The organism is Escherichia sp. WS1450, from assembly GCF_046487395.1.
In the GTDB taxonomy this organism is placed as follows: domain Bacteria; phylum Pseudomonadota; class Gammaproteobacteria; order Enterobacterales; family Enterobacteriaceae; genus Escherichia; species Escherichia coli.
The window spans coordinates 61,064-86,431 of the sequence record NZ_JBJQJO010000006.1 but is presented as its reverse complement, the minus strand read 5'-3'; the positions used below and the strand labels follow the sequence as shown (position 1 = coordinate 86,431).

The following is a 25,368-nucleotide window of genomic DNA, read 5'->3' as shown; positions in this document are numbered from 1 at the left end:
ATAATGAAAAAGAATCCCTCCCTGGAAGATAATTGTAAAAAACAACAGAATAAGAATTAATCTTAGGATAAATATTTATTTACCATGGCCTTTTGAACGCTGAAAAGTAGCGCTCTGCAAAGTAAATCCCGCTATAGTTATGCTATGCATTTGTCTTTAATGATATCTCGTCATTGTATTAACAGGCTGAAATTATCATTAATGCACATTTCAATATTAGCAGGGATACCTGAGGAGTTTAAAGTGAACATATATATCGGGTGGCTTTTCAAATTAATCCCTTTAATTATGGGCTTAATTTGTATCGCGTTAGGTGGCTTTGTGCTGGAAAGTTCTGGGCAAAGTGAGTATTTCGTCGCGGGTCATGTGCTGATTTCTCTGGCAGCCATATGCCTGGCATTATTCACTACCGCATTTATTATCATTTCGCAGCTCACGCGCGGCGTTAATACGTTTTACAATACATTGTTCCCCATTATTGGCTATGCGGGGTCAATTATCACCATGATATGGGGTTGGGCACTGTTAGCAGGCAATGATGTGATGGCAGACGAGTTTGTTGCCGGCCATGTTATTTTTGGCGTTGGTATGATTGCCGCCTGTGTATCGACAGTGGCAGCGTCATCCGGTCACTTTCTGCTCATTCCCAAAAACGCAGCAGGGAGCAAGAGCGATGGAACACCGGTACAGGCTTATTCGTCATTAATCGGTAATTGCCTCATTGCCGTTCCCGTTTTACTCACCCTGCTCGGTTTCATTTGGTCTATTACGCTGTTACGTAGTGCCGACATAACTCCGCATTATGTCGCCGGTCACGTATTGCTTGGGTTAACCGCAATCTGTGCCTGTCTAATTGGCCTTGTTGCCACAATCGTCCATCAAACACGTAATACGTTCTCATCCAAAGAGCACTGGCTGTGGTGTTATTGGGTTATTATTCTCGGCTCAATCACGGTGCTGCAGGGCATATACGTGTTAGTCAGCTCCGATGCAAGCGCCCGACTGGCTCCCGGCATTATCCTCATTTGCCTCGGAATGATCTGTTACAGCATATTCTCAAAAGTCTGGCTACTGGCACTGGTCTGGAGACGTACCTGTTCGTTAGCCAACAGAATACCGATGATTCCCGTCTTCACCTGCCTGTTTTGCCTTTTCCTGGCATCGTTTCTTGCAGAAATGGCGCAGACCGACATAGGGTATTTTATTCCTTCGCGGGTTCTGGTCGGTTTGGGAGCGGTATGCTTTACGTTGTTCTCAATCGTTTCAATATTAGAAGCGGGTTCTGCTAAAAAATAATTGCAACGTACCGGATAAAACCAGCGTTGATTATTTGCGTAACGCTGGTTTTTCTTAGGTATCATGAAATAACGCAGCATTAATGCATAGTGGTTAAGTATAAATAAACAGCAAAGTTGCTGATTTTTTCAACCTGTTCATATTTTATAAAGATCTGGCCACTGGGGGAGTTTTAATCACCTTTCCCTCCATCTTATATTAAGCATGGAGGGTCTCAGTTCACAGGCTCATTAGAAAATAATCACAAGATAACCACTATCAAAATTAGCTCATTTTTAATGCGACTCTAATAATTTTCATCTTTAGGAAATAGCTCAGGACGACTTCGCTGCAATCAAATCCTGCGCACAAGCCCACGCACTCGACCACGCCCACTGGAAATTATAGCCCCCCAGCCAACCGGTGACGTCCATCACTTCGCCGATGAAGTACAGCCCAGGCACTTTGCGCGCTTCCATCGTCCGTGAAGAGAGTTCGTTGGTGTCCACGCCGCCGAGCGTCACTTCGGCAGTGCGATAGCCTTCAGTGCCGTTGGGTTGTACGCGCCAGTCGGTCAATGTGCTAATCAGTGCCTGTTGGTCACGCACGTTGAGCTGTTTTAGCGAGACATCCGGGATTTGCCCGAGTTGTTGTAAACGTTCAACCAACCGCTTCGGTAGATGAACCGCCAGAGTGTTTTTCAGGCTCTGATTCGGATGTGCATTACGCTGCTCATTCAGGAAGGTTTCGAGGTCCACATCCGGTAGCAGATTGATACTGACAAATTCACCCGGTTGCCAGTAGCTGGAAATTTGCAACACCGCCGGTCCAGATAAGCCGCGGTGGGTGAAGAGTAAGTTCTCACGGAAAACGGTGCCGTTTTCAGCGGTAATCACGGAAGGCACCGCCACGCCTGCCAGCACCTGTAACTCTTCGAGCAACGGTTTATGCAGAGTGAATGGCACCAGGCCCGCGCGGGTCGGCAGCACGTTGAGGCCAAATTGTTCGGCAATCTTATAACCAAACGGCGACGCGCCCAGCCCCGGCATTGACAGTCCACCGGTCGCGATGACCAGCTTTTCGCAACCGACAGTCATGCCGTTCAGTTCAAGCGTGAAGCCTGTTTCATCCTTCGCCACGCTCAGCACTTCGCTACGCAATCTGAAGGCCACATTGCCCTTCTCGCACTCATCCACCAGCATGTCGACAATCTGCTGCGCGGAGTCATCGCAGAAGAGTTGCCCTAACGTTTTCTCGTGCCAGGTGATGCCGTGTTTATTGACCAGATCAATGAAATTCCACTGGGTAAAACGCGCGAGTGCAGACTTACAAAAATGCGGATTCTGGCTCAGATAAGCGCCTGGTTCGACATAAAGGTTGGTAAAGTTGCAGCGCCCACCGCCAGACATAAGGATTTTGCGCCCTGGTTTTTTACCATTATCGATCAGCAGAACCCGGCGTCCTGCCTGACCTGCCAGCGCAGAACAGAACATACCCGCCGCACCAGCGCCTATAATAATGGCATCAAACCTTTCCACGTTGCGCTCCTCTAAGAAAAAACGGGCGTGAATTGTAAAGATTCCTCAGTGGTCGCACCAGCATCAATATTACTAAAAGGAAGTATTTGTCTGAATTATATAAGATAATTATTTTTTGAGTGAAATCCATACAGGAGGCAAATCAAAAAAAGTCTATATTTCACTTTGCCCGCGCCGCGAAAGTCACTGATAATGCGCCGCGTTCATGTCCTCAAAATGGCGTAACGTCCTATGCTACATTTGTTTGCTGGCCTGGATTTGCATACCGGGCTGTTATTATTGCTTGCACTGGCTTTTGTGCTGTTCTACGAAGCCATCAATGGTTTCCATGACACAGCCAACGCAGTGGCAACCGTTATCTATACCCGCGCGATGCGTTCTCAGCTCGCCGTGGTTATGGCGGCGGTGTTCAACTTTTTGGGTGTTTTGCTGGGTGGTCTGAGTGTTGCCTATGCCATTGTGCATATGCTGCCGACGGATCTGCTGCTTAATATGGGATCGTCTCATGGCCTTGCCATGGTGTTCTCTATGTTGCTGGCGGCGATTATCTGGAACCTGGGTACCTGGTACTTTGGTTTACCTGCATCCAGCTCTCATACGCTGATTGGCGCGATCATCGGGATTGGTTTAACCAATGCGTTGATGACCGGGACGTCAGTGGTGGATGCACTCAATATCCCGAAAGTATTAAGTATTTTCGGTTCTCTGATCGTTTCCCCTATTGTCGGCCTGGTGTTTGCTGGCGGTCTGATTTTCTTGCTGCGTCGCTACTGGAGCGGCACCAAGAAACGCGCCCGTATCCACCTGACCCCAGCGGAGCGTGAAAAGAAAGACGGCAAGAAAAAGCCGCCGTTCTGGACGCGTATTGCGCTGATCCTTTCCGCTATCGGCGTGGCGTTTTCGCACGGCGCGAACGATGGTCAGAAAGGCATTGGTCTGGTTATGTTGGTATTGATTGGCGTCGCACCAGCAGGCTTCGTGGTGAACATGAATGCCACTGGCTACGAAATCACCCGTACCCGTGATGCCATCAACAACGTGGAAGCTTACTTTGAGCAGCACCCTGCGCTGCTGAAACAGGCTACCGGTGCTGATCAGTTAGTACCGGCTCCGGAAGCTGGCGCAACGCAACCTGCGGAGTTCCATTGCCATCCGTCGAATACCATTAACGCGCTCAACCGCCTGAAAGGCATGTTGACTACCGATGTGGAAAGCTACGATAAGCTGTCGCTTGATCAACGTAGCCAGATGCGCCGCATTATGCTGTGCGTTTCTGACACTATCGACAAAGTGGTGAAGATGCCTGGCGTGAGTGCTGACGATCAGCGCCTGTTGAAGAAACTGAAGTCTGACATGCTTAGCACCATCGAGTATGCACCGGTGTGGATCATCATGGCGGTCGCGCTGGCGTTAGGTATCGGTACGATGATTGGCTGGCGTCGTGTGGCAACGACTATCGGTGAGAAAATCGGTAAGAAAGGCATGACCTACGCTCAGGGGATGTCTGCCCAGATGACTGCGGCAGTGTCTATCGGCCTGGCGAGTTATACCGGGATGCCGGTTTCCACTACCCACGTACTCTCCTCTTCTGTCGCGGGGACGATGGTGGTAGATGGCGGCGGCTTACAGCGTAAAACCGTGACCAGTATTCTGATGGCCTGGGTGTTTACCCTTCCGGCTGCGGTACTGCTTTCCGGCGGGCTTTACTGGCTCTCCTTGCAGTTCCTGTAATCGCACGCACCAAAACGAGCGGGTCAGTTTACTGGCCCGCTTTTTTTATGCGTTATTTTTGCTGAAGTGCTTAATGCCAAATCATCAATGCAATCAGACTGACCACCACCAGACCACACAATGCGCTGGTCAGAATAAACTGCCGACGCACCCGCTCACAGCGGCGAATAAACTCATCATCGTGATGATCGCGATAACGTTGGGCATAGATATACCAAACGAGACGCACCTGTTTGTTGGGTTGGCCATGTGAGGTAAAAAAGCCCCCTCCATCAACATATTGATAGAGCAATGGATCGCAGTTACGCAGTACCACTAACAACGCGCGTAGTGATGAGAAATAGCGCGCCATGTTAACAATGCAAACGACACATAAAGCCCAAAATAATGCGACGGTGCTTATCATACCTCCTCCCCGGCGACCTGCCCGCGGAGTTCCACCCCGGGGCTACCGCTCCCGATACGCTGCCAATCAGTTAACACCAGGTCCTGGAGAAACCGCTTTTGTGGTGACCAACATCCGAGCGGCTCTATAGATAGTGTAGGAGATCAGGTTGTTTTTTTTCCAGAAGGTTAACCACTATCAATATATTCATGTCGAAAATTTGTTTATCTAACGAGTAAGTAAGGCGGATTGACGGATCATCCGGGTCGCTATAAGGTAAGGATGGTCTTAACACTGAATCTTTACGGCTGGGTTAGCCCCGCGCACGTAGTTCGCAGGACGCGGGTGACGTAACGGCACAAGAAACGCTAGCTGGCCAGTCATCGACAACTTTATGGAAGGAGTAACACTATGGCTTATAAACACATTCTCATCGCGGTCGATCTCTCCCCGGAAAGCAAAGTTCTGGTAGAGAAAGCAGTCTCTATGGCTCGCCCCTACAATGCGAAAGTTTCTCTGATCCACGTAGATGTAAACTACTCTGACCTATACACCGGGCTTATTGATGTGAATCTGGGTGATATGCAGAAACGCATCTCTGAAGAGACACATCATGCGCTGACCGAGCTTTCCACTAATGCAGGCTACCCAATCACTGAAACCCTGAGCGGCAGCGGCGATCTGGGCCAGGTTCTGGTCGATGCAATCAAGAAATACGATATGGATCTGGTGGTTTGTGGTCACCACCAGGACTTCTGGAGCAAACTGATGTCTTCCGCACGTCAGCTGATCAACACCGTTCACGTTGATATGCTGATTGTTCCGCTGCGCGACGAAGAAGAATAATCTTCCCTCCACGACGTGTTCCTGAACGCCCGCATATGCGGGCGTTTTGCTTTTTGGCGCGCCTTGTTACCTGATGCAGCGTATACGCCTTATCTGGCCTACGATCTGCGTACGCAATCAAAATCCCCTGCCAATACAACATTTAACACCATCATATTTTCCATCATTAGTGTGATCAGCTGGTTATTTTCTGTTGTAATAGTGCATTAATCTATTCACCGCATCAATATTAAGAATCTCTGACAGATGTAAACTTTTTCGCGCGTTATCCCTTACGCGTTCATACTTTTCAGGATGGTATTGGAAGGTTAATAAATATGAATACAACAACACCCATGGGGATGCTGCAGCAACCTCGCCCATTTTTCATGATCTTTTTTGTCGAGTTATGGGAGCGATTCGGCTACTACGGCGTGCAGGGCGTACTGGCGGTTTTCTTCGTTAAGCAGCTTGGATTCTCGCAAGAACAGGCTTTTGTCACTTTTGGTGCTTTTGCTGCGCTGGTCTATGGCCTCATTTCCATTGGCGGCTATGTCGGCGACCACCTGCTGGGGACCAAACGCACCATTGTTCTCGGAGCACTTGTGCTGGCGATTGGCTACTTCATGACCGGCATGTCGCTACTTAAGCCTGACCTGATTTTCATCGCCCTGGGGACTATCGCTGTCGGTAACGGCCTGTTTAAAGCTAACCCAGCCAGCTTGCTTTCGAAGTGCTATCCACCGAAAGATCCGCGGCTTGATGGCGCATTCACCCTGTTCTATATGTCGATCAACATCGGCTCGTTGATAGCGTTATCGCTGGCCCCTGTGATCGCTGATAGATTCGGCTATTCAGTCACCTACAACCTGTGCGGTGCGGGATTAATTATCGCGCTATTGGTTTACATCGCCTGTCGCGGAATGGTGAAAGACATTGGTTCTGACCCCGACTTCCGGCCGATGAGCTTCAGCAAACTGTTGTACGTGTTACTTGGCAGCGTGGTGATGATCTTCGTCTGTGCATGGCTGATGCACAACGTAGAAGTCGCCAATCTGGTGCTGATTGTTCTCTCCATCGTCGTCACCATCATTTTCTTTCGTCAGGCATTCAAGCTGGATAAAACCGGGCGCAATAAAATGTTTGTCGCCTTTGTCCTGATGCTCGAAGCGGTGGTGTTTTACATTCTCTACGCCCAGATGCCAACGTCACTGAACTTCTTTGCCATCAACAACGTGCATCATGAAATTCTCGGCTTTTCCATCAACCCGGTCAGCTTCCAGGCGCTTAACCCTTTCTGGGTGGTACTCGCCAGTCCAATACTGGCAGGCATTTACACGCATCTGGGTAACAAAGGCAAAGACCTCTCGATGCCGATGAAATTTACTCTCGGCATGTTTATGTGCTCGCTGGGCTTTCTTACAGCCGCCGCTGCGGGAATGTGGTTTGCTGATGCACAAGGACTGACATCGCCGTGGTTTATTGTGCTGGTTTACTTATTCCAGAGCCTGGGTGAACTGTTTATTAGCGCCCTTGGCCTGGCGATGATTGCTGCCCTGGTGCCGCAGCATTTGATGGGCTTTATTCTCGGGATGTGGTTCCTGACGCAGGCTGCCGCGTTCTTGCTGGGCGGCTATGTGGCAACATTTACCGCAGTACCAGACAACATTACCGATCCGCTTGAGACGTTGCCCGTCTATACCAACGTGTTTGGTAAGATTGGCCTGGTTACGCTGGGCGTTGCGGTGGTGATGCTGCTGATGGTGCCGTGGCTGAAACGAATGATTGCGACGCCCGAAAGCCATTAATTATTCTTGCAGAAAGCAGGGTAGCGATAACGCTACCCTGCTTTACTTTTACACCGGCGTTCCGGCATAAATATCAAAGCGATGCCCTTTGGTCACTACCGCGTTTGGCGTGGCGACATTCGCCAGCGGCGGCGCGTAGTCCGGGCGCTTTACCACCACGCGTTTGGTCGCCAGCAAGCGTGCAGGCTCCAGCAATCCATCAGCGTCGAGATCCGGCCCCACCAGCGACTGGAACACGCGCATCTCTTTTTTCACCAGCGCGCTTTTCTGCTTATGCGGGAACATCGGGTCGAGATAGACCACCTGCGGGCGTGGGGTAATATCGGTCAGCGCCGTCAGGCTGGAGGCGTGAATTAACTGCAACCGCTCCTGCAACCAGCCGCCGATTTCCGCATCCGCATAACCACGCGCCAGGCCGTCGTCGAGCAATGCAGCAACCACCGGATTACGCTCCAGCATCCGCACGCGGCAGCCGACTGAAGCCAGCACAAAGGCATCGCGCCCCAGCCCTGCGGTGGCGTCCACCACGTCCGGGAGATAATCGCCTTTAATGCCCACCGCTTTTGCCACCGCCTCACCGCGACCACCGCCGAATTTGCGACGGTGCGCCATCGCTCCGCCAACAAAATCAACAAAGATGCCACCAAGCTTCGGCTCATCACGCTTGCGCAGTTCCAGATGCTCCGGTGTTAACACCAGCGCCATCAGGTTGTCTTCATCATGTTCCAGCCCCCAGCGAGCCGCCAGAACAGATAAGGCACCGTCTCCGGTGCCTGTTTCATCAATTAAGCAGATTTTCACTGAATGATCAGCCCTTAATGCCGTAATGCTCCAGCATCGCATCCAGTTGCGGTTCACGACCACGGAAGCGTTTGAACAGATCCATCGGCTCTTCTGAACCGCCACGGCTCAGAATGTTGTCGAGGAACGACTGTCCGGTTTCACGATTGAAAATGCCCTCTTCCTCAAAACGCGAGAAGGCATCTGCCGCCAGCACGTCGGCCCACAGGTAACTGTAGTAACCTGCGGCATAACCACCGGCGAAAATATGGCTGAAAGCGTGCGGGAAACGGCCCCATGACGGAGAAGGTACCACGGCAACCAGTTTCTTGATTTCTGCCAGAGTTTCGAGGATTTTCGCTCCCTGATCCGGGCGGAACTCGGCATGGAGGCGGAAATCGAACAGGCCGAACTCCAGCTGGCGCAGAATAAACAGTGCCGCCTGGTAGTTTTTCGCTGCCAGCATTTTATCCAGCAGCTCCTTCGGCAGCGGTTCGCCGGTTTCATAGTGACCGGAGATAAACGCCAGCGCCTCAGGCTCCCAGCACCAGTTTTCCATAAACTGACTCGGCAGTTCGACCGCATCCCACGGCACCCCGCTGATCCCGGAAACACCAGCGGTTTCAATGCGGGTCAGCATATGGTGCAGACCATGACCGAACTCGTGGAACAGGGTGATCACTTCGTCGTGAGTAAACAGTGCCGGTTTACCATTTACCGGGCGGTTGAAGTTACAGGTCAGATACGCGACCGGTTTTTGCAGCGAACCGTCGGCTTTACGCATCTGGCCTACGCAGTCATCCATCCACGCCCCGCCGCGCTTGTTTTCACGGGCATACAGGTCGAGGTAGAAGCTGCCGCGCAGTTCGTTGTTCTCGTCATACAGTTCGAAGAAACGTACATCCGGATGCCAGACATCAACATCTTTACGCTCTTTAGCGGTGATGCCGTAAATACGTTTCACCACTTCAAACAAGCCGTTAACCGCTTTGTTTTCCGGGAAGTACGGACGCAGTTGTTCGTCACTGATGCTGTAGAGGTGCTGTTTTTGTTTTTCACTGTAGTACGCGATATCCCACGGCTGCAACTCATCCACGCCAAATTCGGCTTTAGCGAAGGCACGCAGTTGCGCCAGCTCTTTTTCACCTTGCGGACGCGCGCGTTTTGCCAGATCGGTTAAGAAATCAAGCACCTGCTGCGGATTTTCTGCCATTTTAGTGGCAAGGGATTTAAAGGCGTAGTTTTCAAAACCCAGCAGTTGCGCCAGTTCGTGACGCAGCGCGAGGATCTCTTCCATCACCTTGCTGTTGTCCCACTTACCGGCGTTCGGACCTTGATCGGAGGCGCGGGTGCTGTAAGCACGATACATCTCTTCGCGCAGAGCCTGGTTGTCGCAGTAGGTCATTACCGGCAGGTAGCTTGGGATATCCAGCGTCAGCAGGTAGCCTTCAAGTTCTTTCGCTTCAGCCTGGGCTTTTGCCGCAGCCAGCGCGCTTTCTGGCATCCCCGCCAGCTCCGCTTCGTCGGTAACGAGTTTGGTCCAGCCCATTGTCGCATCGAGGACGTTGTTGCTGTACTGGTTGCCCAGCTCGGAAAGACGAGTGGCAATCTCACCGTAACGCTGCTGTTTCTCTTTTGGCAGACCGATGCCAGAGAGTTCGAAGTCGCGCAGTGCGTTATCAACCGCTTTCTTCTGCGCCGTGTTCAGCGTGGCGTAATGATCGCCATCGCGCAGGTCGCGATATGCTTTATACAGCCCTTCATGTTGCCCTACCCAGGTGCTGTATTCCGACAGCAGCGGCAGAGTTTGTTCGTACGCTTCACGCAGTTCCGGGCTATTTTTCACCGAGTTCAGGTGGCTGACCGGGGAGAAGATACGCCCCAGCACATCGTCTACTTCTGCCAACGGCTGGCAGAGATTTTCCCAGGTGTACGGTGCCCCTTGCGCTACTACGCGCTCCACGTTTTCGCGGCAGTCATTCAGCGCCTTAGTCACGGCTGGAACGACATGTTCCGGGAGAATTTTAGAAAACGGAGGCAATTCAAAGGGAGTCAGTAACGGATTCGTCATTAGCGCAGTCCTGGTTAAAGAGGTTAAGGAAGCGCTCAACAGGCGCTTTACATAATGTTTGTAGCATGGGGTTAAGTGTAGTGAATTTCAATGAGAAACGTTACGCTTTCGCGGCGGCGGCCTCTTTTCGGTATACTGTCCTGATAGGCTTTTGTGCGCCCCGAATACGGGCCGATTTTTACTTACCGGAACACCTTTACCCATGCTCAGTTATCGCCACAGCTTTCACGCTGGCAACCACGCCGACGTCCTTAAACATACCGTTCAGAGCCTGATCATCGAGTCGCTGAAAGAGAAAGATAAACCGTTTCTCTATCTCGATACCCACGCAGGAGCCGGGCGTTATCAGTTAGGCAGCGAACATGCCGAGCGTACCGGCGAATATCTCGAAGGTATCGCCCGTATCTGGCAGCAGGACGATTTGCCTGCAGAGCTGGAGGCGTACATCAATGTGGTAAAACACTTCAACCGTAGCGGTCAGTTGCGTTACTACCCCGGTTCGCCGTTGATTGCTCGTCAGTTACTGCGTGAACAGGACAGCCTGCAACTGACCGAACTGCACCCGAGCGATTACCCGTTGCTGCGTTCTGAATTTCAGAAAGACAATCGTGCGCGCGTCGAAAAAGCCGATGGTTTCCAGCAGCTTAAGGCCAAGCTGCCGCCGGTTTCCCGCCGTGGTTTAATCCTTATCGACCCGCCGTATGAAATGAAAACCGACTATCAGGCGGTGGTCAGCGGGATAGCAGAAGGCTATAAACGTTTCGCCACGGGCACTTACGCACTGTGGTATCCAGTGGTGTTGCGCCAGCAAATTAAGCGCATGATCCACGACCTGGAAGCGACCGGCATTCGCAAAATTCTGCAAATTGAACTGGCGGTACTGCCAGACAGCGATCGCCGTGGCATGACCGCTTCCGGCATGATTGTGATTAATCCGCCGTGGAAGCTGGAACAGCAAATGAATAACGTGCTGCCGTGGCTGCACAGCAAACTGGTTCCGGCTGGTACCGGGCACGCCACCGTAAGCTGGATCGTGCCGGAGTAATTGCAGCCATTGCTGGCACCTATTACGTCTCGCGCTACAATCGCGGTAATCAACGATAAGGACACTCTGTCATGACTAAACACTATGATTACATCGCCATCGGCGGCGGCAGCGGCGGTATCGCCTCCATCAACCGCGCGGCTATGTACGGCCAGAAATGCGCGCTGATTGAAGCCAAAGAGCTGGGCGGCACCTGCGTGAACGTCGGTTGCGTACCGAAGAAAGTGATGTGGCACGCGGCGCAAATCCGTGAAGCGATCCACATGTACGGTCCGGATTATGGTTTCGATACCACTATCAATAAATTCAACTGGGAAACGTTGATCGCCAGCCGTACCGCCTATATCGACCGTATTCATACTTCCTATGAAAACGTGCTCGGTAAAAATAACGTTGATGTAATCAAAGGCTTTGCCCGCTTCGTTGATGCCAAAACGCTGGAGGTAAACGGCGAAACCATCACGGCCGATCATATTCTGATCGCCACCGGCGGTCGTCCGAGCCACCCGGATATTCCGGGCGTGGAATACGGTATTGATTCTGATGGATTCTTCGCCCTGCCGGCGCTGCCAGAGCGCGTAGCGGTTGTTGGCGCGGGTTACATCGCCGTTGAACTGGCGGGCGTGATTAACGGCCTCGGCGCGAAAACGCATCTGTTTGTGCGTAAACATGCGCCGCTGCGCAGCTTCGACCCGATGATCTCTGAAACGCTGGTCGAAGTGATGAACGCCGAAGGCCCGCAGTTGCACACCAACGCCATCCCGAAAGCAGTAGTGAAAAATGCCGATGGCAGCCTGACGCTGGAGCTGGAAGATGGGCGTAGTGAAACGGTGGATTGCCTGATTTGGGCGATTGGTCGCGAGCCTGCCAATGACAACATCAACCTGGAAGCCGCTGGCGTTAAAACCAACGAAAAAGGCTATATCGTCGTCGATAAATATCAAAACACCAACGTTGAAGGTATTTACGCGGTGGGCGATAACACGGGTGCAGTGGAACTGACACCGGTAGCAGTTGCAGCGGGTCGCCGTCTCTCTGAACGCCTGTTTAATAACAAGCCGGATGAGCATCTCGATTACAGCAACATTCCGACCGTGGTCTTCAGCCATCCGCCGATTGGGACTGTTGGTTTAACGGAACCGCAGGCGCGCGAGCAGTACGGCGACGATCAGGTGAAAGTGTATAAATCCTCTTTCACCGCGATGTATACCGCCGTCACCACTCACCGCCAGCCGTGCCGCATGAAACTGGTATGCGTTGGACCGGAAGAGAAGATTGTCGGAATTCACGGCATTGGTTTTGGTATGGATGAAATGTTGCAGGGCTTCGCGGTGGCGCTGAAGATGGGGGCGACCAAAAAAGACTTCGACAATACCGTCGCCATTCACCCGACGGCGGCAGAAGAGTTCGTGACCATGCGTTAAATGTTAAAGGGCAAAGAGTGGTGTGCTCTTTGCCCTTAGCTACGTTTCCGCTATCAGTTCAGAAGCTGAAGCAGGAAGCGGATCAGTTCCAGCAGCGCAATTAACGCCCCAAGAACGATGATTGCTTTATCAATCACCCGTTTTCTCCATGCGATGGAGTGAGAATGCATCCGCTTACTCATCCACTGCCTGTCACGGCGCATGCCCCATTGTTAGATGTGGGCATTCTCACTCCGGCCAGAGCATCAGTTAACGGCACCACCCGTACTTCTGACCAGGACTTTGAAAGCGTTTATGCGCATTACCAGAGTGAAAATGCCTCAGAACTAACTGGATAATCATACAGTACATACAGGTTATAAAACCAGCATGTCCTTGCAATAGTTTCAGTATGGTATTAGCATTGATGCGTTAGATGATGGCATTCTCACTCCAGCCAGAGCCACCAACTCTGGGCTGGAAAGTAAAAAACCGACGCAAAGTCGGTTTTTTACTTCCGGATTCGGACAAGGCCTGGTACGGCAGCGACCCGATGAAAGTATATAAATCCTCTTTCACCAACATGTATAGCAAACTGTCCCTTCGCCAGCTGAAGAAATCGCTAACGCTTGCAATGTTAGCCACTGGCTAATAGTATTGAACCGTTAGATGTGGGCATTCTCACTCCGGCCAGAGCCACCAACTCAGGGCTGGAAAGTAAAAAACCGACGCAAAGTCGGTTTTTTTACGTCCTGATTCAGACCTCCTTTCAAATGAATACCCAACGCTTAATTCACACCTATACCTTTCTCTGCACTTACATATTCGTTAAGTCATATATGTTTTTGACTTATCCGCTTCAAAGAGAGACACTACCTGCAACAATCAGGAGCGCAATATGTCATTTCTGTTACCCATCCAACTGTTCAAAATTCTTGCTGATGAAACCCGTCTGGGCATCGTTTTACTGCTCAGCGAGCTGGGAGAATTATGCGTCTGCGATCTCTGTACTGCCCTCGATCAGTCGCAGCCCAAGATATCCCGCCACCTGGCATTGCTGCGTGAAAGTGGGCTATTGCTGGATCGCAAGCAGGGTAAGTGGGTTCATTACCGCTTATCACCGCATATTCCATCATGGGCCGCGAAAATTATTGAGCAGGCCTGGCGATGCGAACAGGAAAAGGTTCAGGTGATTGTCCGCAACCTGGCTCGACAAAATTGTTCCGCAGACAGTAAGAACATTTGTAGTTAAAAAATTTAGCTAAACACATATGGATTTTCGCATGTGTTTTATCCGGGAGGCATTATGTTACTGGCAGGCGCTATCTTTGTCCTGACCATTGTATTGGTTATCTGGCAGCCGAAAGGTTTAGGCATCGGCTGGAGTGCAACGCTCGGCGCAGTACTGGCGTTAGTTACGGGCGTGGTACATCCGGGTGATATTCCGGTGGTGTGGAATATCGTCTGGAACGCGACGGCGGCGTTTATTGCCGTCATTATCATCAGCCTGCTGCTGGATGAGTCCGGCTTTTTTGAATGGGCGGCGCTGCACGTCTCACGCTGGGGCAATGGACGCGGTCGCTTGCTGTTTACCTGGATTGTCCTGCTCGGTGCTGCCGTTGCAGCTCTGTTTGCCAATGATGGCGCGGCGCTTATTTTGACACCGATTGTCATCGCCATGCTGCTGGCTTTAGGGTTCAGTAAAGGCACTACGCTTGCGTTCGTGATGGCGGCCGGGTTCATTGCCGATACCGCCAGCCTGCCGCTTATTGTCTCCAACCTGGTGAATATCGTTTCCGCAGATTTCTTTGGCCTCGGCTTTCGCGAATACGCATCGGTGATGGTGCCGGTGGATATCGCCGCAATTGTTGCAACGCTGGTGATGTTGCATCTCTATTTCCGCAAAGATATTCCACAGAACTACGATATGGCGCTGCTGAAATCTCCCGCAGAAGCGATTAAAGATCCTGCTACGTTCAAAACTGGCTGGGTTGTTTTACTGTTTCTGCTGGTGGGATTTTTCGTCCTGGAACCGCTCGGCATTCCGGTAAGCGCCATTGCGGCAGTGGGCGCGCTGATATTATTTGCCGTCGCTAAACGCGGTCATGCAATTAATACGGGTAAAGTCCTGCGCGGTGCGCCCTGGCAGATTGTCATCTTCTCGCTCGGCATGTATCTGGTGGTTTATGGCCTGCGCAATGCCGGACTAACGGAATATCTTTCTGGCGTACTCAACGTGCTGGCGGAAAACGGCCTGTGGGCCGCGACGCTCGGCACCGGATTCCTCACCGCCTTCCTCTCTTCTATTATGAACAATATGCCGACGGTACTGGTTGGCGCGTTGTCCATTGATGGCAGCACGGCATCTGGCGTTATCAAAGAAGCGATGGTTTATGCCAACGTGATTGGCTGCGATTTGGGGCCGAAAATTACCCCAATTGGTAGCCTGGCGACGCTGCTCTGGCTGCACGTACTTTCGCAGAAGAATATGACTATCAGCTGGGGATATTACTTCCGTACAGGGATTATCATGACCCTGCCGGTGCTTTTTGTGACGCTGGCTGCGCTGGCGCTACGTCTCTCTTTCACTTTGTAATGAGATATTGATATGAGCAACATTACCATTTATCACAACCCAGCCTGCGGCACGTCGCGAAATACGCTGGAGATGATCCGCAACAGCGGCACAGAACCGACCATTGTCTATTATCTGGAAACCCCACCGACGCGTGATGAACTGGTCAAACTCATTGCCGATATGGGGATTTCCGTACGCGCGCTGCTGCGTAAAAACGTCGAGCCGTATGAGGAACTGGGCCTTGCAGAAGATAAATTTACTGACGATCAGTTAATCGACTTTATGCTTCAGCACCCGATTCTGATTAATCGCCCGATTGTGGTGACGCCGTTGGGAACTCGCCTGTGCCGCCCTTCAGAAGTGGTGCTGGAAATTCTGCCAAATGCGCAACAAGGCGCGTTCACCAAGGAAGATGGCGAGAAAGTGGTTGATGAGGCGGGTAATCGCCTGAAATAGCTAAAGGGGGATATGCCCCCTTATTTGTTCTTCGTGGCCCCTTCGCCATGTGTTTTGCTATTTACGCAGCACTCCTCGCGTAAGAATTCAATTATCGCTTCCAGCATTGCGTATTGCGAAACACACATCAGCGTTCGACTCTCACGGTTTTGTTTGACCAGCCCTACCGATACCAGTGCTGAAATATGGTGACTGAGTGTAGAGCCGGGTATCCCAAGCTGCTTTTGCAACTCACCGACCGGCAAACCTTGTTCCCCCGCTTTGACCAGGTGTTTGAATATGAACAAACGGGTCGGGTGACCTAGCTCTTTCAGCGCTTTAGCAACTTCTTCCAACTGCATATGACACCCCCTTTGTCTGGTTGATATTTCGATAATACCAGAAATATCTTGATCTGAATTTCATTTCGATTATTCTGGAAATATAGATTTATTCAATGAGGTTACGTATGAGTAGTTGGCTTGCGATGCTGCAAGATGCCGCAGAGATGTTTGTGTTTCTCGCCGTTGAGCTTTCTTTGCTGTTTATAGTGATTAGTGCCGGTGTGAGCCTGATAAGACAAAAGGTGCCAGACCATAAAATCCAGCAGATGATGGGGGCCAGAAAAGGGAGAGGTTATCTCCTGGCTGCTCTGTTGGGAGCCGTTACCCCGTTCTGTAGTTGCTCGACAATCCCCATGTTACGTGGATTGTTATCAGCGAAAGCCGGGTTTGGTCCGACCCTCACTTTTTTATTTGTTTCCCCATTACTTAATCCCATTATCGTCGGGTTAATGTGGGTGACTTTTGGCTGGAAAGTTACCTTGTTGTACGCGATTATCGCCGCCGGCGTCTCCGTACTTGCCAGTATTATCCTGGATTCCCTGGGATTTGAACGTCATATCATTGCCAGTAAAAGCTCATCAGCAAATTGTTGTGCTCCAGCCAAAACTTCGCCGGGGACGACATATACGCCAATAAAAGTGAGTTGCTGTAGTCCAGCGGCTAAAGCCATTGAGAAACCTGTAGTAAACTGTTGCAGTACCAAAGCTGTGGTAATAAGTATTAATCCCATAAAACTAGCCACCAAAGATGCGTTGCAACAGTTTAAAGATGTACTGCCATATCTTTTGTTAGGGGTATTAATAGGCTCTTTTATTTATGGCTTTATTCCCTCAGAATGGATTGCCGCTCATGCAGGGGCAGATAATCCCTTCGCCATCCCATTGAGCGCCGTTGTCGGTATTCCGCTATATATCCGGGCAGAGGCGGTTATCCCTCTGGCATCTGTTCTGATGACAAAAGGAATGGGTCTGGGAGCATTAATGGCATTAATCATCGGCAGTGCCGGCGCAAGCCTGACGGAAGTGATATTACTTAAATCAATGTTCAGAATACCGATGATAGTTGCATTCCTGACGGTTATATTAGGTATGGCTATCTTGATGGGCTATTTGACTCAAATGCTATTTTAAATAGATGCCAGCAGTAAACTATAAGGAGCATTGTTAGTGCCTTATCCTTCTGAGTAGAAAATCATAGACAGGATAATCCTTAAAAATCACAAATAACTTAACTAATGCTTTGAGAATGATGACGGATCCGTCAGTAAGTCATCAATCGACGATCACCACGCAATCATGCTTCTCTGACATTTTATCGGAGAAGCAATGTCTCTTTGTTTCAGTGCTATCCCCCCTTTTAAAGGGCAGATTTCAGTCGCCAATACAACACATTTTTAAATACACTTTAACCTGGTTCATTATTACACATCTAAAACATCACAAAAATATCACTTCACACACTATCGGTGAACATCATAACTTTTTAAAATGAGCGCTTTTTGATAGTTGTTAACGTTTTCCTTTACGATACTATCACTGCCCTTTTTTTATACACAAATATTACCGGGTGGAGATAAAAGGGAAATCAAAGGTAATTATATCAGGAAGATATGACGCATTGTGTTTATTTCCGCGTAGAAGAAAATCCATTCCTGCTCTAATTCTCCGATTTACAAAAATTTAGCGAAATAGATGAACAATAAGGAATTTTATGTCAATTGACTTTACCCCAGGTATAATAAATACATATCACGGCGATATTTATAACTGCACAACAAATACCGAAAATGCTAAAACGCCAGACACACCGAAGTGGCCTTGCGATAATTGGGAAGAACAACAACCCATTAATTCCACATTCTCTGGAGAAGGATATACCTCTGATCAATATGATTTAGCGCAACACCAACTTCAACAAATTAATGCGTGCCACACGAACACTACATATACAAATGCAGACTACTCAAAAGTTGTGGCTCAACTTGTAAGTCTTATTACTAACATTGAAACGATAAGTTCGACACCACTTACGCAACAGACACAATCAATACTTAATCAGATTAATAACATTAGATACGAAAAAAACAAAAGTGCTGAATGTCGAATCATTGTTGTCGCTAATCCTAAACCCGACAAGGCAATCATAACTAAAATTAGCGTAGAAGAGGGAATACCAGTAAGATTCAGTGTCCAAACCATGTTTTCAGATACTAATTTTATTGCTGAACAACGAGCTGACTTACCGACTAATATAAAAGATATTCAAAACCTGTATCAAAAAATGACGAAGTTATATATTGAGCACAGTGAAAATAAAAACAGGATGAAAGTCTTTGCCGGAACCAACTTTATTGATTTCAATATGACAGGACAGAACCTGTCCGGGTTCGTTCTAACCTTGTCAAGGTTTTATTTCGAAGATCTACTTAATATAAATTTCACTGACGCAAATTTAGGTGACGCTATTTTTTCACATAAAGAACACCCTACCCCAAAATTATATAAAGACGAACAATACCTTGACAAACAAATCGAAGGTTTATTTTCAACATTATTAACCATTAATGACAACTTTTTACGAGCAAAAGCGGAAATTGCTTCGACAATAATTAAATTCTTAGAGGCCAGGATAACCAATATTTCATACAATGACATATTAAAATATCAGAAAGAATTCCAAAAGCAATGTTATAAGCAAGTTAAAGCCTTTACGACACTCTCCCGATACAATAAAATTCAAACATGGGCAGAAATGTCTGAATATCAATTCGAAGTATTTCAATACGAGATGCTTAACCCCAAAAAAATGTCATACGCACCTTATTTAAAGAGATCGCTACCTGATGAAAAAACTATAAATTATGGGGTGGAAATAGAAACACCAACTGGCAAAAGAATTCGCTTATCAAATCATTACCAGAATATAATCCCATAATATGAACATTAGCACTTTATAATCATTGAATAAAAATAGATTTTATGTACCTTTAAAAAAAGGCTATTTTATGGGGCGATGGATACTCATGTCACGCCCCAAAATTAACAGAATTAAACTAAACAGAAGGGATATAAACATCAGACAGGTTTACGTTACTATCAGGCATATCGCCTCAGAATCAGATGAAAACTATAAAGAAATATCTATTATGGTTTTAATATTTGTTGATAAGGATAGTAACATGAACATGACAAAAGGTGCACTCATCCTCAGCCTTTCATTTTTGCTTGCCGCATGTAGTTCAATTCCGCAAAATATCAAAGGCAATAACCAACCTGATATTCAAAAAAGTTTTGTTGCTGTTCATAACCAGCCGGGGTTATATGTTGGTCAACAAGCGCGCTTTGGCGGGAAGGTTATCAACGTTATCAATGGCAAAACGGATACGTTGTTAGAAATCGCTGTATTACCGTTGGATAGCTATGCGAAGCCTGATATTGAAGCCAACTATCAGGGCCGACTGCTCGCCAGACAAAGCGGCTTCCTTGATCCAGTGAACTATCGTAATCACTTTGTTACCATCCTCGGTACCATTCAGGGTGAACAACCTGGCTTTATCAATAAAGTCCCGTATAACTTCCTCGAAGTGAATATGCAGGGCATCCAGGTGTGGCATTTGAGAGAAGTGGTTAATACCACCTATAACCTGTGGGATTACGGCTATGGTGCATTCTGGCCGGAACCGGGCTGGGGTGCGCCTTACTACACCAACGCGGTGAGTCAGGTAACACCTGAGCTGGTCAAATAACACCACCGAAAGATGCAGATGCTTTCTCAGCATCTGCATCATGCATTACATCAAATTAATACACAGCCAGCTAACTATTATTATAAGCCCTGTCCTGTTAATTACCTTTGGCAAACTGATTATAAAGTTAATGTCCGCACCAGGAGTCGGTTATGTTTCTTATAATTACCAGGGATACGATGTTCTTCACTGCGATGAAAAACATTCTGAGTAAAGGTAATGTCGTTCATATACAGAACGAAGAAGAGATCGACGTAATGTTGCATCAGCATGCCTTCGTCATTATTGATACATTAATGAATAATGTATTTCATTCTAATTTGCTCACTCAAATTGAACGATTAAAACCTGTCCATGTGATTATTTTCTCCCCCTTTAATATTAAACGCTGCCTGGGGAAAGTACCGGTGACCTTTGTTCCGCGAACTATCACCATCATCGACTTTGTCGCACTCATCAATGGCAGTTACTGCTCTGTGCCTGAAGCGGATGTGTCCCTTTCGCGCAAGCAGCATCAGGTTCTGAGCTGCATTGCGAATCAAATGACAACGGAAGATATTCTGGAGAAACTGAAAATATCGCTAAAAACGTTCTACTGCCATAAACACAATATCATGATGATCCTCAATCTTAAGCGGATCAATGAGTTGGTACGCCATCAGCATATTGATTATCTGGTGTGATCGATTGATTAATATAAAGAGGCCCAGCAATAAATAGCCAGACCTCCCGTTAATTATACGTTATGCAGTAACGACTTCCGGTATCAGCGAAGCAATTTGCTTACGCCATTGCGCTTGCTCCTGTTCGCCTTCTGTACGTTGACCATAAAGTTGCGCTATCTGCGTACCATCATGGGCAAACAATTCCAGACTGGTCACATAACCGTCACTAGCAGGCTTACGGGTTACCCAGGTTTCAGCAATGCTCTCTTCTAATAGATGAAGAGTAAACGTCGGGTTAAAAATATTCAGCCAACCTTTCATTGGCACCACTTTTTCTACCACGCCAGTGAAAATCTGTACGCAGCCACGGTTGCCAACAAACACCATGATTTCATTACCATCCTGCTGTGCAGATTCAAGAATTTGCGCCAACGCACTGTTGGATACTTTGCAGGCCAAATCGTCTGCCACCAGATTGAACGCCTGTTGGCGCGTCAGGTTGTGGCGCTTGAGCAACGTAAAAAACTGATGAACGTCGGTCATCGCCCGCCACTCTTGCTCGACCACACTGGCATCGGCTCGCATTTGAACGACTGGCGCATCAACGGCTTTTAACTCAAGCGGCGTATTCTCATCGGTGATAAACCGTGCCAGAAGCTCACTCCATGCCGCCATATCGGTATTGTCGGTGGCATAAACTTTTAGTAATGCATCGCCCTGATGATCAAAGAACTGAATACTCTGGCGTTCGCCACGAGTCGTATTTTCTTTAATGTGAAAAACACTGGCCCATTGATTGAGAAACAGACGCAAATCCAGCGCGCGTGGATTGAGGATCAATCCGGCATGTCCGTTCAAATGCTGGTTTGTGAACGCACCAACTTGCTCATGGACTGCATATTCATTACGGCAAATACATTTGGTCTCGCCAACACTTTCGAGCGCCGCCAGAATGTCACGGATATCGCCGCACATCCGCCACGCATCGTGCGTGACGCGCGCAAATGCCAGTTCTGCTTCGCTAATATTCATTAAACCTGCGATGTCACGCGCGTACTTTCCGGGATTTTGTTCTTTTAACTCAAGCCAGCGTGTGTAGTGGTTCATTGTCTCTCTTCCTTCCATATAAATGCCCCGAAATATCGGGGCAGATGATTACCATTGATAACTCACGAAAATTTTTCCATTACGACCATCCTGTGGGATGCCTTGTGGCGACCAGTACTCTTTGTCGAAAGCGTTACCCAACACCAAAGTAGTGGTCATACCTTTGAGCGCCTGCTGCCCTTGATAACTGACGTAGAAATCATTCACGCCATAGCCTGGTTGTTTGCTGTAACTGCTGCTGATATGTGTTGAGCGATCGGCAAACGTACCAACCCACCCAACAGAGAAGCCACTGTGAGCGATCGGAATATTCAGGGTGCTGGTAACGGTATCCGGGTTAATACTGGAGATATATTCGCCGGTATCGGTGTCTTTGCCGCGGGTACGGTTATAGGCCACATCAAGGCTAAACAGATCAGTGGTATATTTCGTCATCACATCCCAACCCCAGATTTTGGCGTTCGGGACGTTATACGACATAGTTGTCGCCGCCGCGAAATCGACGGTCGTGGAGATGTAATCCTTCGCTTTGGTATCAAAGTAGCTGGCTTTAAATTCCAGAGCATCATTGGACAACATCAGGTCATCAAAACGCAGCCCAAAACCGTACTCCTGAGTTTCGTTAGTTTCCGGACGTAAGTTCGGGTTTGGCACCCAATAGTTGGTATAGAAGCGACCAATCGAGAAGTGCTTAGAATCGTTATACATTTCGCCCATCGTCGGGGCGCGGAATGCCTGGGCATATGAGCCAAATAACATCAGCCAGTTAGTCGGGTTGATAGTCATCCCCGCGCGAGATGACCATTTGTCGGCATCAACATCTTTGTAGCCGTCGCTGCTACCGCGATAACTGTCATAGCGGGTTCCGCCAAGCAGGGTAATCGGCAGATCGCGTAAGGTGATCTCATCCTGTAGCCAGCCGGAGCTAAAATCGATTTTTGCTTGCGGGAAGCCCGTCGTCGCGCCGCCCGGATGTTGTTCCTGACGATAATACTCACCGCCATATGTCAGTAAGTGAGAAGCGAAACTGTCGGCAAATAGAGTGGAACGGTTCTCCAGCCTGGTTCCTTTTGTTATCTGTTCACGATACTCGCCGGAACTCCCCGTGTTTTGCGCATTAATACGGACTTCCGACCAGTAAATTTTTGCATCTGCATTTAACCAGTCGTTGCCCTGCGGGGCGAGTTTATAAGAAAGCTGCGCATCGCGTTGAATTGTTGAACGATCAACCATCGGGTTGCTGCTATCAGAAGCCTCAACAGTCTGCGGATTTTTTGGTTCACGCGCGTCGTTGTTGTAGTAACGCACTAAACCGCTCAGAGACTGGGCTGAATCAATTTGCCAGGTCCCTTTCGCCAGCATGTTATTAATGGACTCGTCATTCGGCGCGGTTTCACCATTGCTCTGGCGTAAATCACCCCGATCGCGACTGGACCAGGCCACAATACCATCCAGATTTTCAGTTCGCCCAAACGCGCTCGCGCCTAATCCCAGGCTATGGTCCCCCGTGCCGCCAGTACCAAAGACACGAAAACCACTACTTTGTCCTTCCTGCAATAAATCTTTTGCATCGACCGTATCGTAGGAGATCACCCCACCCAGCGCGCCACTGCCATACAGTAATGCTGAAGGTCCGCGAACAATCTCAACACGCTTGATCAGCGCCGGATCAAGAAAAGTACCATTCAGGTGTCCGGTATCCGTTCCCTGGCGAACACCATCGACAAGAACCAGCACGCCGCGATGATCATAGCCACGCATATTTACATCCTGACCGTTGGTTCGTCCGGTACCATCAAGAGTAATTCCAGGAACATGACGCAGCAGATCGGTGGCTGAAGTAGCCGTTTGATTTTCAGGAGCGGAAGTGTCGATGACGCTGACCATCATAGGCGCTTCGAAGGAACTACGGGCATTCCCCGTTGCCGTAACGGTCATGGTTTCAGTAGCAAAAGCAAACGTTGGCAAGGTGGCAGAAACAGCCAAAGCCAACAAACTCAAACGCAACGAGGTAAATTGCGGACGTGACATAGCGATTCTCCATGAGGAAAATAAAAAATGCTGGCTGCCTGGGTTAATACCGGGGTGGCTGGCGAAAAATAAATTTATTTAAAATTCAGAGCGATAATATTCGCCGGGTGAGTTTACAGGCGTTTATATCCCATGAAATTGCCTGGTATCTCGGCAAATACGCAAAAGCACGCCCTCTTTGTCAGGCAAAACGATATGCCCCATCAGGAGTGAAGAGCGCTGTGCGTTACCCCTTGTAAATGATATGGCTTTGTTATCCATATGGCCGTATTTTGTTAAATGCAAACGTGATAATGAGAATTATTATCGATCAATTTTTTATGATCAAGCTTTTTTTTAACCGCCATTAACACAATAAACAGGGGGTTATGAAACTTATCCTGCGCCCTGGAAACCACTTTATTTTTATGGTTATTCCCCCATGACCTCATCACTAAACTTTGTCGTTAACAGTGATAATTTTCTCTTCGCTTTGCTCTGCAAGCCTCGATATCTCTGGGTTCTCAGCTTTTTCCCGCGCTGAAATTTAGTCGGTAACAAGAACGTTAGCTGACGAAGCATCTTGATAAAAATCAAAAATAAATACGCTTGTAACGCCTTGCGTATTGAATCGACGGTTGTATTTCATATATAACTCAAATGATAATCATGATCATTCTCAATTTGATAAGAGTTCTCATATTATGCCAAGGATCATCACCAGGCCGTTTCTTTTTTCCCCACTGACGTTATGTATTTCAGCCGTGGCCTCTGCCGCGAAGACCGCGGTAAAACGAAAAAAATTGTTTACGGCAGTACTGGCTCTTAGCTGGGCTTTTAGCGTAACGGCTGCCGAACGTATCGTGGTCGCAGGAGGATCGCTGACGGAGCTAATCTACGCGATGGGCGCTGGCGAACGCGTGGTTGGTGTCGATGAAACGACATCTTATCCACCAGAAACCGCCAAACTGCCGCATATTGGCTACTGGAAACAACTCAGCAGCGAAGGCATTTTGTCACTTCGCCCGGATAGCGTAATTACCTGGCAGGATGCCGGGCCACAAATTGTGCTCGACCAACTACGAGCGCAGAAAGTCAACGTCGTCACCCTGCCGCGTGTGCCTGCCACCCTTCAGCAGATGTACGCCAACATTCGCCAACTGGCAAAAACGCTACAGGTTCCTGAACAAGGCGAGGCGCTGGTGACACAGATCAACCAACGCCTGGAGCGAGTACAGCAAAACGTGGCGGCCAAAAAAGCCCCGGTTAAAGCCATGTTTATTCTCTCCGCAGGCGGAAGTGCGCCACAGGTTGCCGGTAAAGGCAGCGTCGCGGACGCCATTCTTTCGCTTGCCGGAGCAGAAAACGTCGCAACCCACCAGCAGTACAAAAGCTACAGTGCAGAATCACTGATTGCGGCCAATCCAGAAGTGATTGTCGTAACCTCACAAATGGTCGATGGCGATATTAATCGGCTACGTTCTATTGCCGGAATTACCCACACTGCCGCATGGAAAAACCAGCGCATTATCACCGTTGATCAAAACCTGATTCTGGGAATGGGTCCGCGTATTGCTGATGTCGTTGAGTCTTTACACCAGCAGCTTTGGCCGCAATAAATGG

23 protein-coding genes and 1 pseudogene are annotated in these 25,368 nt (G+C 48.9%); 15 read left to right on the top strand and 9 right to left on the bottom strand.

Annotated features, from left to right (window positions below; translation table 11 throughout):
- Positions 1 to 243: 243 nt before the first annotated feature.
- Positions 244 to 1,296, top strand: a complete 1,053-nt coding sequence (locus ACJHYR_RS09175) for a DUF2776 domain-containing protein (protein WP_001028899.1) — start codon at positions 244 to 246, stop codon at positions 1,294 to 1,296.
- Positions 1,297 to 1,610: 314 nt separating this feature from the next.
- On the opposite strand, the gene ACJHYR_RS09170 is transcribed toward ACJHYR_RS09175, so the two are convergent.
- Positions 1,611 to 2,813 (bottom strand): NAD(P)/FAD-dependent oxidoreductase, encoded by a 1,203-nt coding sequence (locus ACJHYR_RS09170; protein ID WP_059327889.1) that lies wholly within the window; start codon positions 2,811 to 2,813, stop codon positions 1,611 to 1,613.
- A 231-nt stretch (positions 2,814 to 3,044) separates the two neighbouring features.
- Here ACJHYR_RS09170 and pitA point away from each other — a divergent pair, with 231 nt between their 5' ends.
- The gene (gene pitA, locus ACJHYR_RS09165) at positions 3,045 to 4,544 is read left to right on the top strand and encodes an inorganic phosphate transporter PitA (RefSeq protein ID WP_000902780.1); all 1,500 of its coding nucleotides are present in this window, start codon (positions 3,045 to 3,047) and stop codon (positions 4,542 to 4,544) included.
- 70 nt (positions 4,545 to 4,614) lie between these two features.
- Here the strand turns inward: pitA and uspB are convergent, their stop codons facing one another.
- On the bottom strand, positions 4,615 to 4,950 hold the full coding sequence (gene uspB, locus ACJHYR_RS09160) for a universal stress protein UspB (protein ID WP_000626187.1): 336 nt from the start codon (positions 4,948 to 4,950) through the stop codon (positions 4,615 to 4,617).
- A gap of 390 nt (positions 4,951 to 5,340) precedes the next feature.
- On the opposite strand from uspB, the gene uspA reads away from it, so the two are divergent.
- Positions 5,341 to 5,775, top strand: a complete 435-nt coding sequence (gene uspA, locus ACJHYR_RS09155) for a universal stress protein UspA (RefSeq protein ID WP_000323571.1) — start codon at positions 5,341 to 5,343, stop codon at positions 5,773 to 5,775.
- Positions 5,776 to 5,873: 98 nt separating this feature from the next.
- Here uspA and ACJHYR_RS09150 read toward each other — a convergent pair whose 3' ends face one another.
- Positions 5,874 to 5,927, bottom strand: a complete 54-nt coding sequence (locus tag ACJHYR_RS09150) for a hypothetical protein (RefSeq protein ID WP_212591402.1) — start codon at positions 5,925 to 5,927, stop codon at positions 5,874 to 5,876.
- Positions 5,928 to 6,092: 165 nt separating this feature from the next.
- Between ACJHYR_RS09150 and dtpB the strand changes: the two genes are divergently transcribed.
- Positions 6,093 to 7,562 carry a dipeptide/tripeptide permease DtpB gene (dtpB, locus tag ACJHYR_RS09145; RefSeq protein WP_001098642.1) on the top strand — a complete coding sequence of 490 codons (1,470 nt, stop codon included), beginning with the start codon at positions 6,093 to 6,095 and terminating at the stop codon, positions 7,560 to 7,562.
- Between the two features lie 48 nt (positions 7,563 to 7,610).
- Here dtpB and rsmJ read toward each other — a convergent pair whose 3' ends face one another.
- Together rsmJ and prlC are read right to left on the bottom strand one after the other, a co-directional pair.
- Positions 7,611 to 8,363 (bottom strand): 16S rRNA (guanine(1516)-N(2))-methyltransferase RsmJ, encoded by a 753-nt coding sequence (gene rsmJ / locus ACJHYR_RS09140; protein ID WP_000686620.1) that lies wholly within the window; start codon positions 8,361 to 8,363, stop codon positions 7,611 to 7,613.
- A 7-nt stretch (positions 8,364 to 8,370) separates the two neighbouring features.
- A complete protein-coding gene (gene prlC, locus ACJHYR_RS09135) occupies positions 8,371 to 10,413 on the bottom strand; it encodes an oligopeptidase A (RefSeq protein WP_001298719.1) in 2,043 nt (680 codons plus the stop codon).
- Between the two features lie 202 nt (positions 10,414 to 10,615).
- Here prlC and rlmJ point away from each other — a divergent pair, with 202 nt between their 5' ends.
- Together rlmJ and gorA are read left to right on the top strand one after the other, a co-directional pair.
- Positions 10,616 to 11,458 (top strand): 23S rRNA (adenine(2030)-N(6))-methyltransferase, encoded by an 843-nt coding sequence (gene rlmJ / locus ACJHYR_RS09130; RefSeq protein ID WP_001296497.1) that lies wholly within the window; start codon positions 10,616 to 10,618, stop codon positions 11,456 to 11,458.
- 71 nt (positions 11,459 to 11,529) lie between these two features.
- Complete coding sequence (gorA, locus tag ACJHYR_RS09125; protein ID WP_000160811.1) at positions 11,530 to 12,882, top strand: glutathione-disulfide reductase; 1,353 nt, start codon at positions 11,530 to 11,532, stop codon at positions 12,880 to 12,882.
- Positions 12,883 to 12,935: 53 nt separating this feature from the next.
- Here gorA and dinQ read toward each other — a convergent pair whose 3' ends face one another.
- A complete protein-coding gene (gene dinQ, locus ACJHYR_RS09120; protein ID WP_001295215.1) occupies positions 12,936 to 13,019 on the bottom strand; it encodes a damage-inducible type I toxin DinQ in 84 nt (27 codons plus the stop codon).
- 278 nt (positions 13,020 to 13,297) lie between these two features.
- Here dinQ and ACJHYR_RS09115 point away from each other — a divergent pair, with 278 nt between their 5' ends.
- From ACJHYR_RS09115 to arsC, 4 genes are all read left to right on the top strand, one after another.
- The gene (locus ACJHYR_RS09115) at positions 13,298 to 13,513 is read left to right on the top strand and encodes a hypothetical protein (protein ID WP_059327890.1); all 216 of its coding nucleotides are present in this window, start codon (positions 13,298 to 13,300) and stop codon (positions 13,511 to 13,513) included.
- A gap of 246 nt (positions 13,514 to 13,759) precedes the next feature.
- On the top strand, positions 13,760 to 14,113 hold the full coding sequence (gene arsR / locus ACJHYR_RS09110; RefSeq protein ID WP_059327891.1) for an As(III)-sensing metalloregulatory transcriptional repressor ArsR: 354 nt from the start codon (positions 13,760 to 13,762) through the stop codon (positions 14,111 to 14,113).
- A 54-nt stretch (positions 14,114 to 14,167) separates the two neighbouring features.
- On the top strand, positions 14,168 to 15,457 hold the full coding sequence (gene arsB, locus ACJHYR_RS09105) for an arsenite/antimonite:H(+) antiporter ArsB (RefSeq protein WP_000922637.1): 1,290 nt from the start codon (positions 14,168 to 14,170) through the stop codon (positions 15,455 to 15,457).
- A gap of 12 nt (positions 15,458 to 15,469) precedes the next feature.
- The gene (gene arsC / locus ACJHYR_RS09100) at positions 15,470 to 15,895 is read left to right on the top strand and encodes a glutaredoxin-dependent arsenate reductase (RefSeq protein ID WP_000065798.1); all 426 of its coding nucleotides are present in this window, start codon (positions 15,470 to 15,472) and stop codon (positions 15,893 to 15,895) included.
- Positions 15,896 to 15,915: 20 nt separating this feature from the next.
- On the opposite strand, the gene ACJHYR_RS09095 is transcribed toward arsC, so the two are convergent.
- Positions 15,916 to 16,236, bottom strand: a complete 321-nt coding sequence (locus ACJHYR_RS09095) for an ArsR/SmtB family transcription factor (RefSeq protein WP_001175592.1) — start codon at positions 16,234 to 16,236, stop codon at positions 15,916 to 15,918.
- Positions 16,237 to 16,343: 107 nt separating this feature from the next.
- On the opposite strand from ACJHYR_RS09095, the gene ACJHYR_RS09090 reads away from it, so the two are divergent.
- The 4 genes and pseudogenes from ACJHYR_RS09090 (at position 16,344) to ACJHYR_RS09075 (ending at position 20,646) form a co-directional block, all read left to right on the top strand.
- The gene (locus tag ACJHYR_RS09090; RefSeq protein WP_059327892.1) at positions 16,344 to 17,348 is read left to right on the top strand and encodes a permease; all 1,005 of its coding nucleotides are present in this window, start codon (positions 16,344 to 16,346) and stop codon (positions 17,346 to 17,348) included.
- Between the two features lie 580 nt (positions 17,349 to 17,928).
- Positions 17,929 to 19,045: pseudogene (locus ACJHYR_RS09085) on the top strand (hypothetical protein).
- Positions 19,046 to 19,396: 351 nt separating this feature from the next.
- On the top strand, positions 19,397 to 19,963 hold the full coding sequence (slp, locus tag ACJHYR_RS09080; protein WP_001057453.1) for an outer membrane lipoprotein Slp: 567 nt from the start codon (positions 19,397 to 19,399) through the stop codon (positions 19,961 to 19,963).
- A 152-nt stretch (positions 19,964 to 20,115) separates the two neighbouring features.
- The gene (locus ACJHYR_RS09075; RefSeq protein WP_000478615.1) at positions 20,116 to 20,646 is read left to right on the top strand and encodes a helix-turn-helix transcriptional regulator; all 531 of its coding nucleotides are present in this window, start codon (positions 20,116 to 20,118) and stop codon (positions 20,644 to 20,646) included.
- Positions 20,647 to 20,706: 60 nt separating this feature from the next.
- Here the strand turns inward: ACJHYR_RS09075 and chuS are convergent, their stop codons facing one another.
- Positions 20,707 to 21,735 carry a hematinate-forming heme oxygenase ChuS gene (gene chuS, locus ACJHYR_RS09070; RefSeq protein WP_001017181.1) on the bottom strand — a complete coding sequence of 343 codons (1,029 nt, stop codon included), beginning with the start codon at positions 21,733 to 21,735 and terminating at the stop codon, positions 20,707 to 20,709.
- Positions 21,736 to 21,783: 48 nt separating this feature from the next.
- Complete coding sequence (gene chuA / locus ACJHYR_RS09065) at positions 21,784 to 23,766, bottom strand: TonB-dependent heme/hemoglobin receptor ChuA/ShuA (RefSeq protein WP_000089587.1); 1,983 nt, start codon at positions 23,764 to 23,766, stop codon at positions 21,784 to 21,786.
- A 683-nt stretch (positions 23,767 to 24,449) separates the two neighbouring features.
- On the opposite strand from chuA, the gene shuT reads away from it, so the two are divergent.
- Positions 24,450 to 25,364, top strand: coding sequence for a heme ABC transporter substrate-binding protein ShuT (gene shuT / locus ACJHYR_RS09060; RefSeq protein WP_001322813.1), 915 nt, complete (start codon positions 24,450 to 24,452; stop codon positions 25,362 to 25,364).
- The last annotated feature ends 4 nt before the right edge of the window (positions 25,365 to 25,368 follow it).

Bases quoted from the DNA above. Each gene is read 5' to 3' on its own strand.
- pitA (WP_000902780.1), top strand. From the start codon at position 3,045: ATGCTACATTTGTTTGCTGGCCTGGATTTGCATACCGGGCTGTTATTA.
- uspB (WP_000626187.1), bottom strand. From the start codon at position 4,950: ATGATAAGCACCGTCGCATTATTTTGGGCTTTATGTGTCGTTTGCATT.
- uspA (WP_000323571.1), top strand. From the start codon at position 5,341: ATGGCTTATAAACACATTCTCATCGCGGTCGATCTCTCCCCGGAAAGC.
- dtpB (WP_001098642.1), top strand. From the start codon at position 6,093: ATGAATACAACAACACCCATGGGGATGCTGCAGCAACCTCGCCCATTT.
- prlC (WP_001298719.1), bottom strand. From the start codon at position 10,413: ATGACGAATCCGTTACTGACTCCCTTTGAATTGCCTCCGTTTTCTAAA.
- rlmJ (WP_001296497.1), top strand. From the start codon at position 10,616: ATGCTCAGTTATCGCCACAGCTTTCACGCTGGCAACCACGCCGACGTC.
- gorA (WP_000160811.1), top strand. From the start codon at position 11,530: ATGACTAAACACTATGATTACATCGCCATCGGCGGCGGCAGCGGCGGT.
- ACJHYR_RS09115 (WP_059327890.1), top strand. From the start codon at position 13,298: ATGATGGCATTCTCACTCCAGCCAGAGCCACCAACTCTGGGCTGGAAA.
- arsR (WP_059327891.1), top strand. From the start codon at position 13,760: ATGTCATTTCTGTTACCCATCCAACTGTTCAAAATTCTTGCTGATGAA.
- arsB (WP_000922637.1), top strand. From the start codon at position 14,168: ATGTTACTGGCAGGCGCTATCTTTGTCCTGACCATTGTATTGGTTATC.
- arsC (WP_000065798.1), top strand. From the start codon at position 15,470: ATGAGCAACATTACCATTTATCACAACCCAGCCTGCGGCACGTCGCGA.
- ACJHYR_RS09095 (WP_001175592.1), bottom strand. From the start codon at position 16,236: ATGCAGTTGGAAGAAGTTGCTAAAGCGCTGAAAGAGCTAGGTCACCCG.
- ACJHYR_RS09090 (WP_059327892.1), top strand. From the start codon at position 16,344: ATGAGTAGTTGGCTTGCGATGCTGCAAGATGCCGCAGAGATGTTTGTG.
- slp (WP_001057453.1), top strand. From the start codon at position 19,397: ATGAACATGACAAAAGGTGCACTCATCCTCAGCCTTTCATTTTTGCTT.
- ACJHYR_RS09075 (WP_000478615.1), top strand. From the start codon at position 20,116: ATGTTTCTTATAATTACCAGGGATACGATGTTCTTCACTGCGATGAAA.
- chuS (WP_001017181.1), bottom strand. From the start codon at position 21,735: ATGAACCACTACACACGCTGGCTTGAGTTAAAAGAACAAAATCCCGGA.
- chuA (WP_000089587.1), bottom strand. From the start codon at position 23,766: ATGTCACGTCCGCAATTTACCTCGTTGCGTTTGAGTTTGTTGGCTTTG.
- shuT (WP_001322813.1), top strand. From the start codon at position 24,450: ATGCCAAGGATCATCACCAGGCCGTTTCTTTTTTCCCCACTGACGTTA.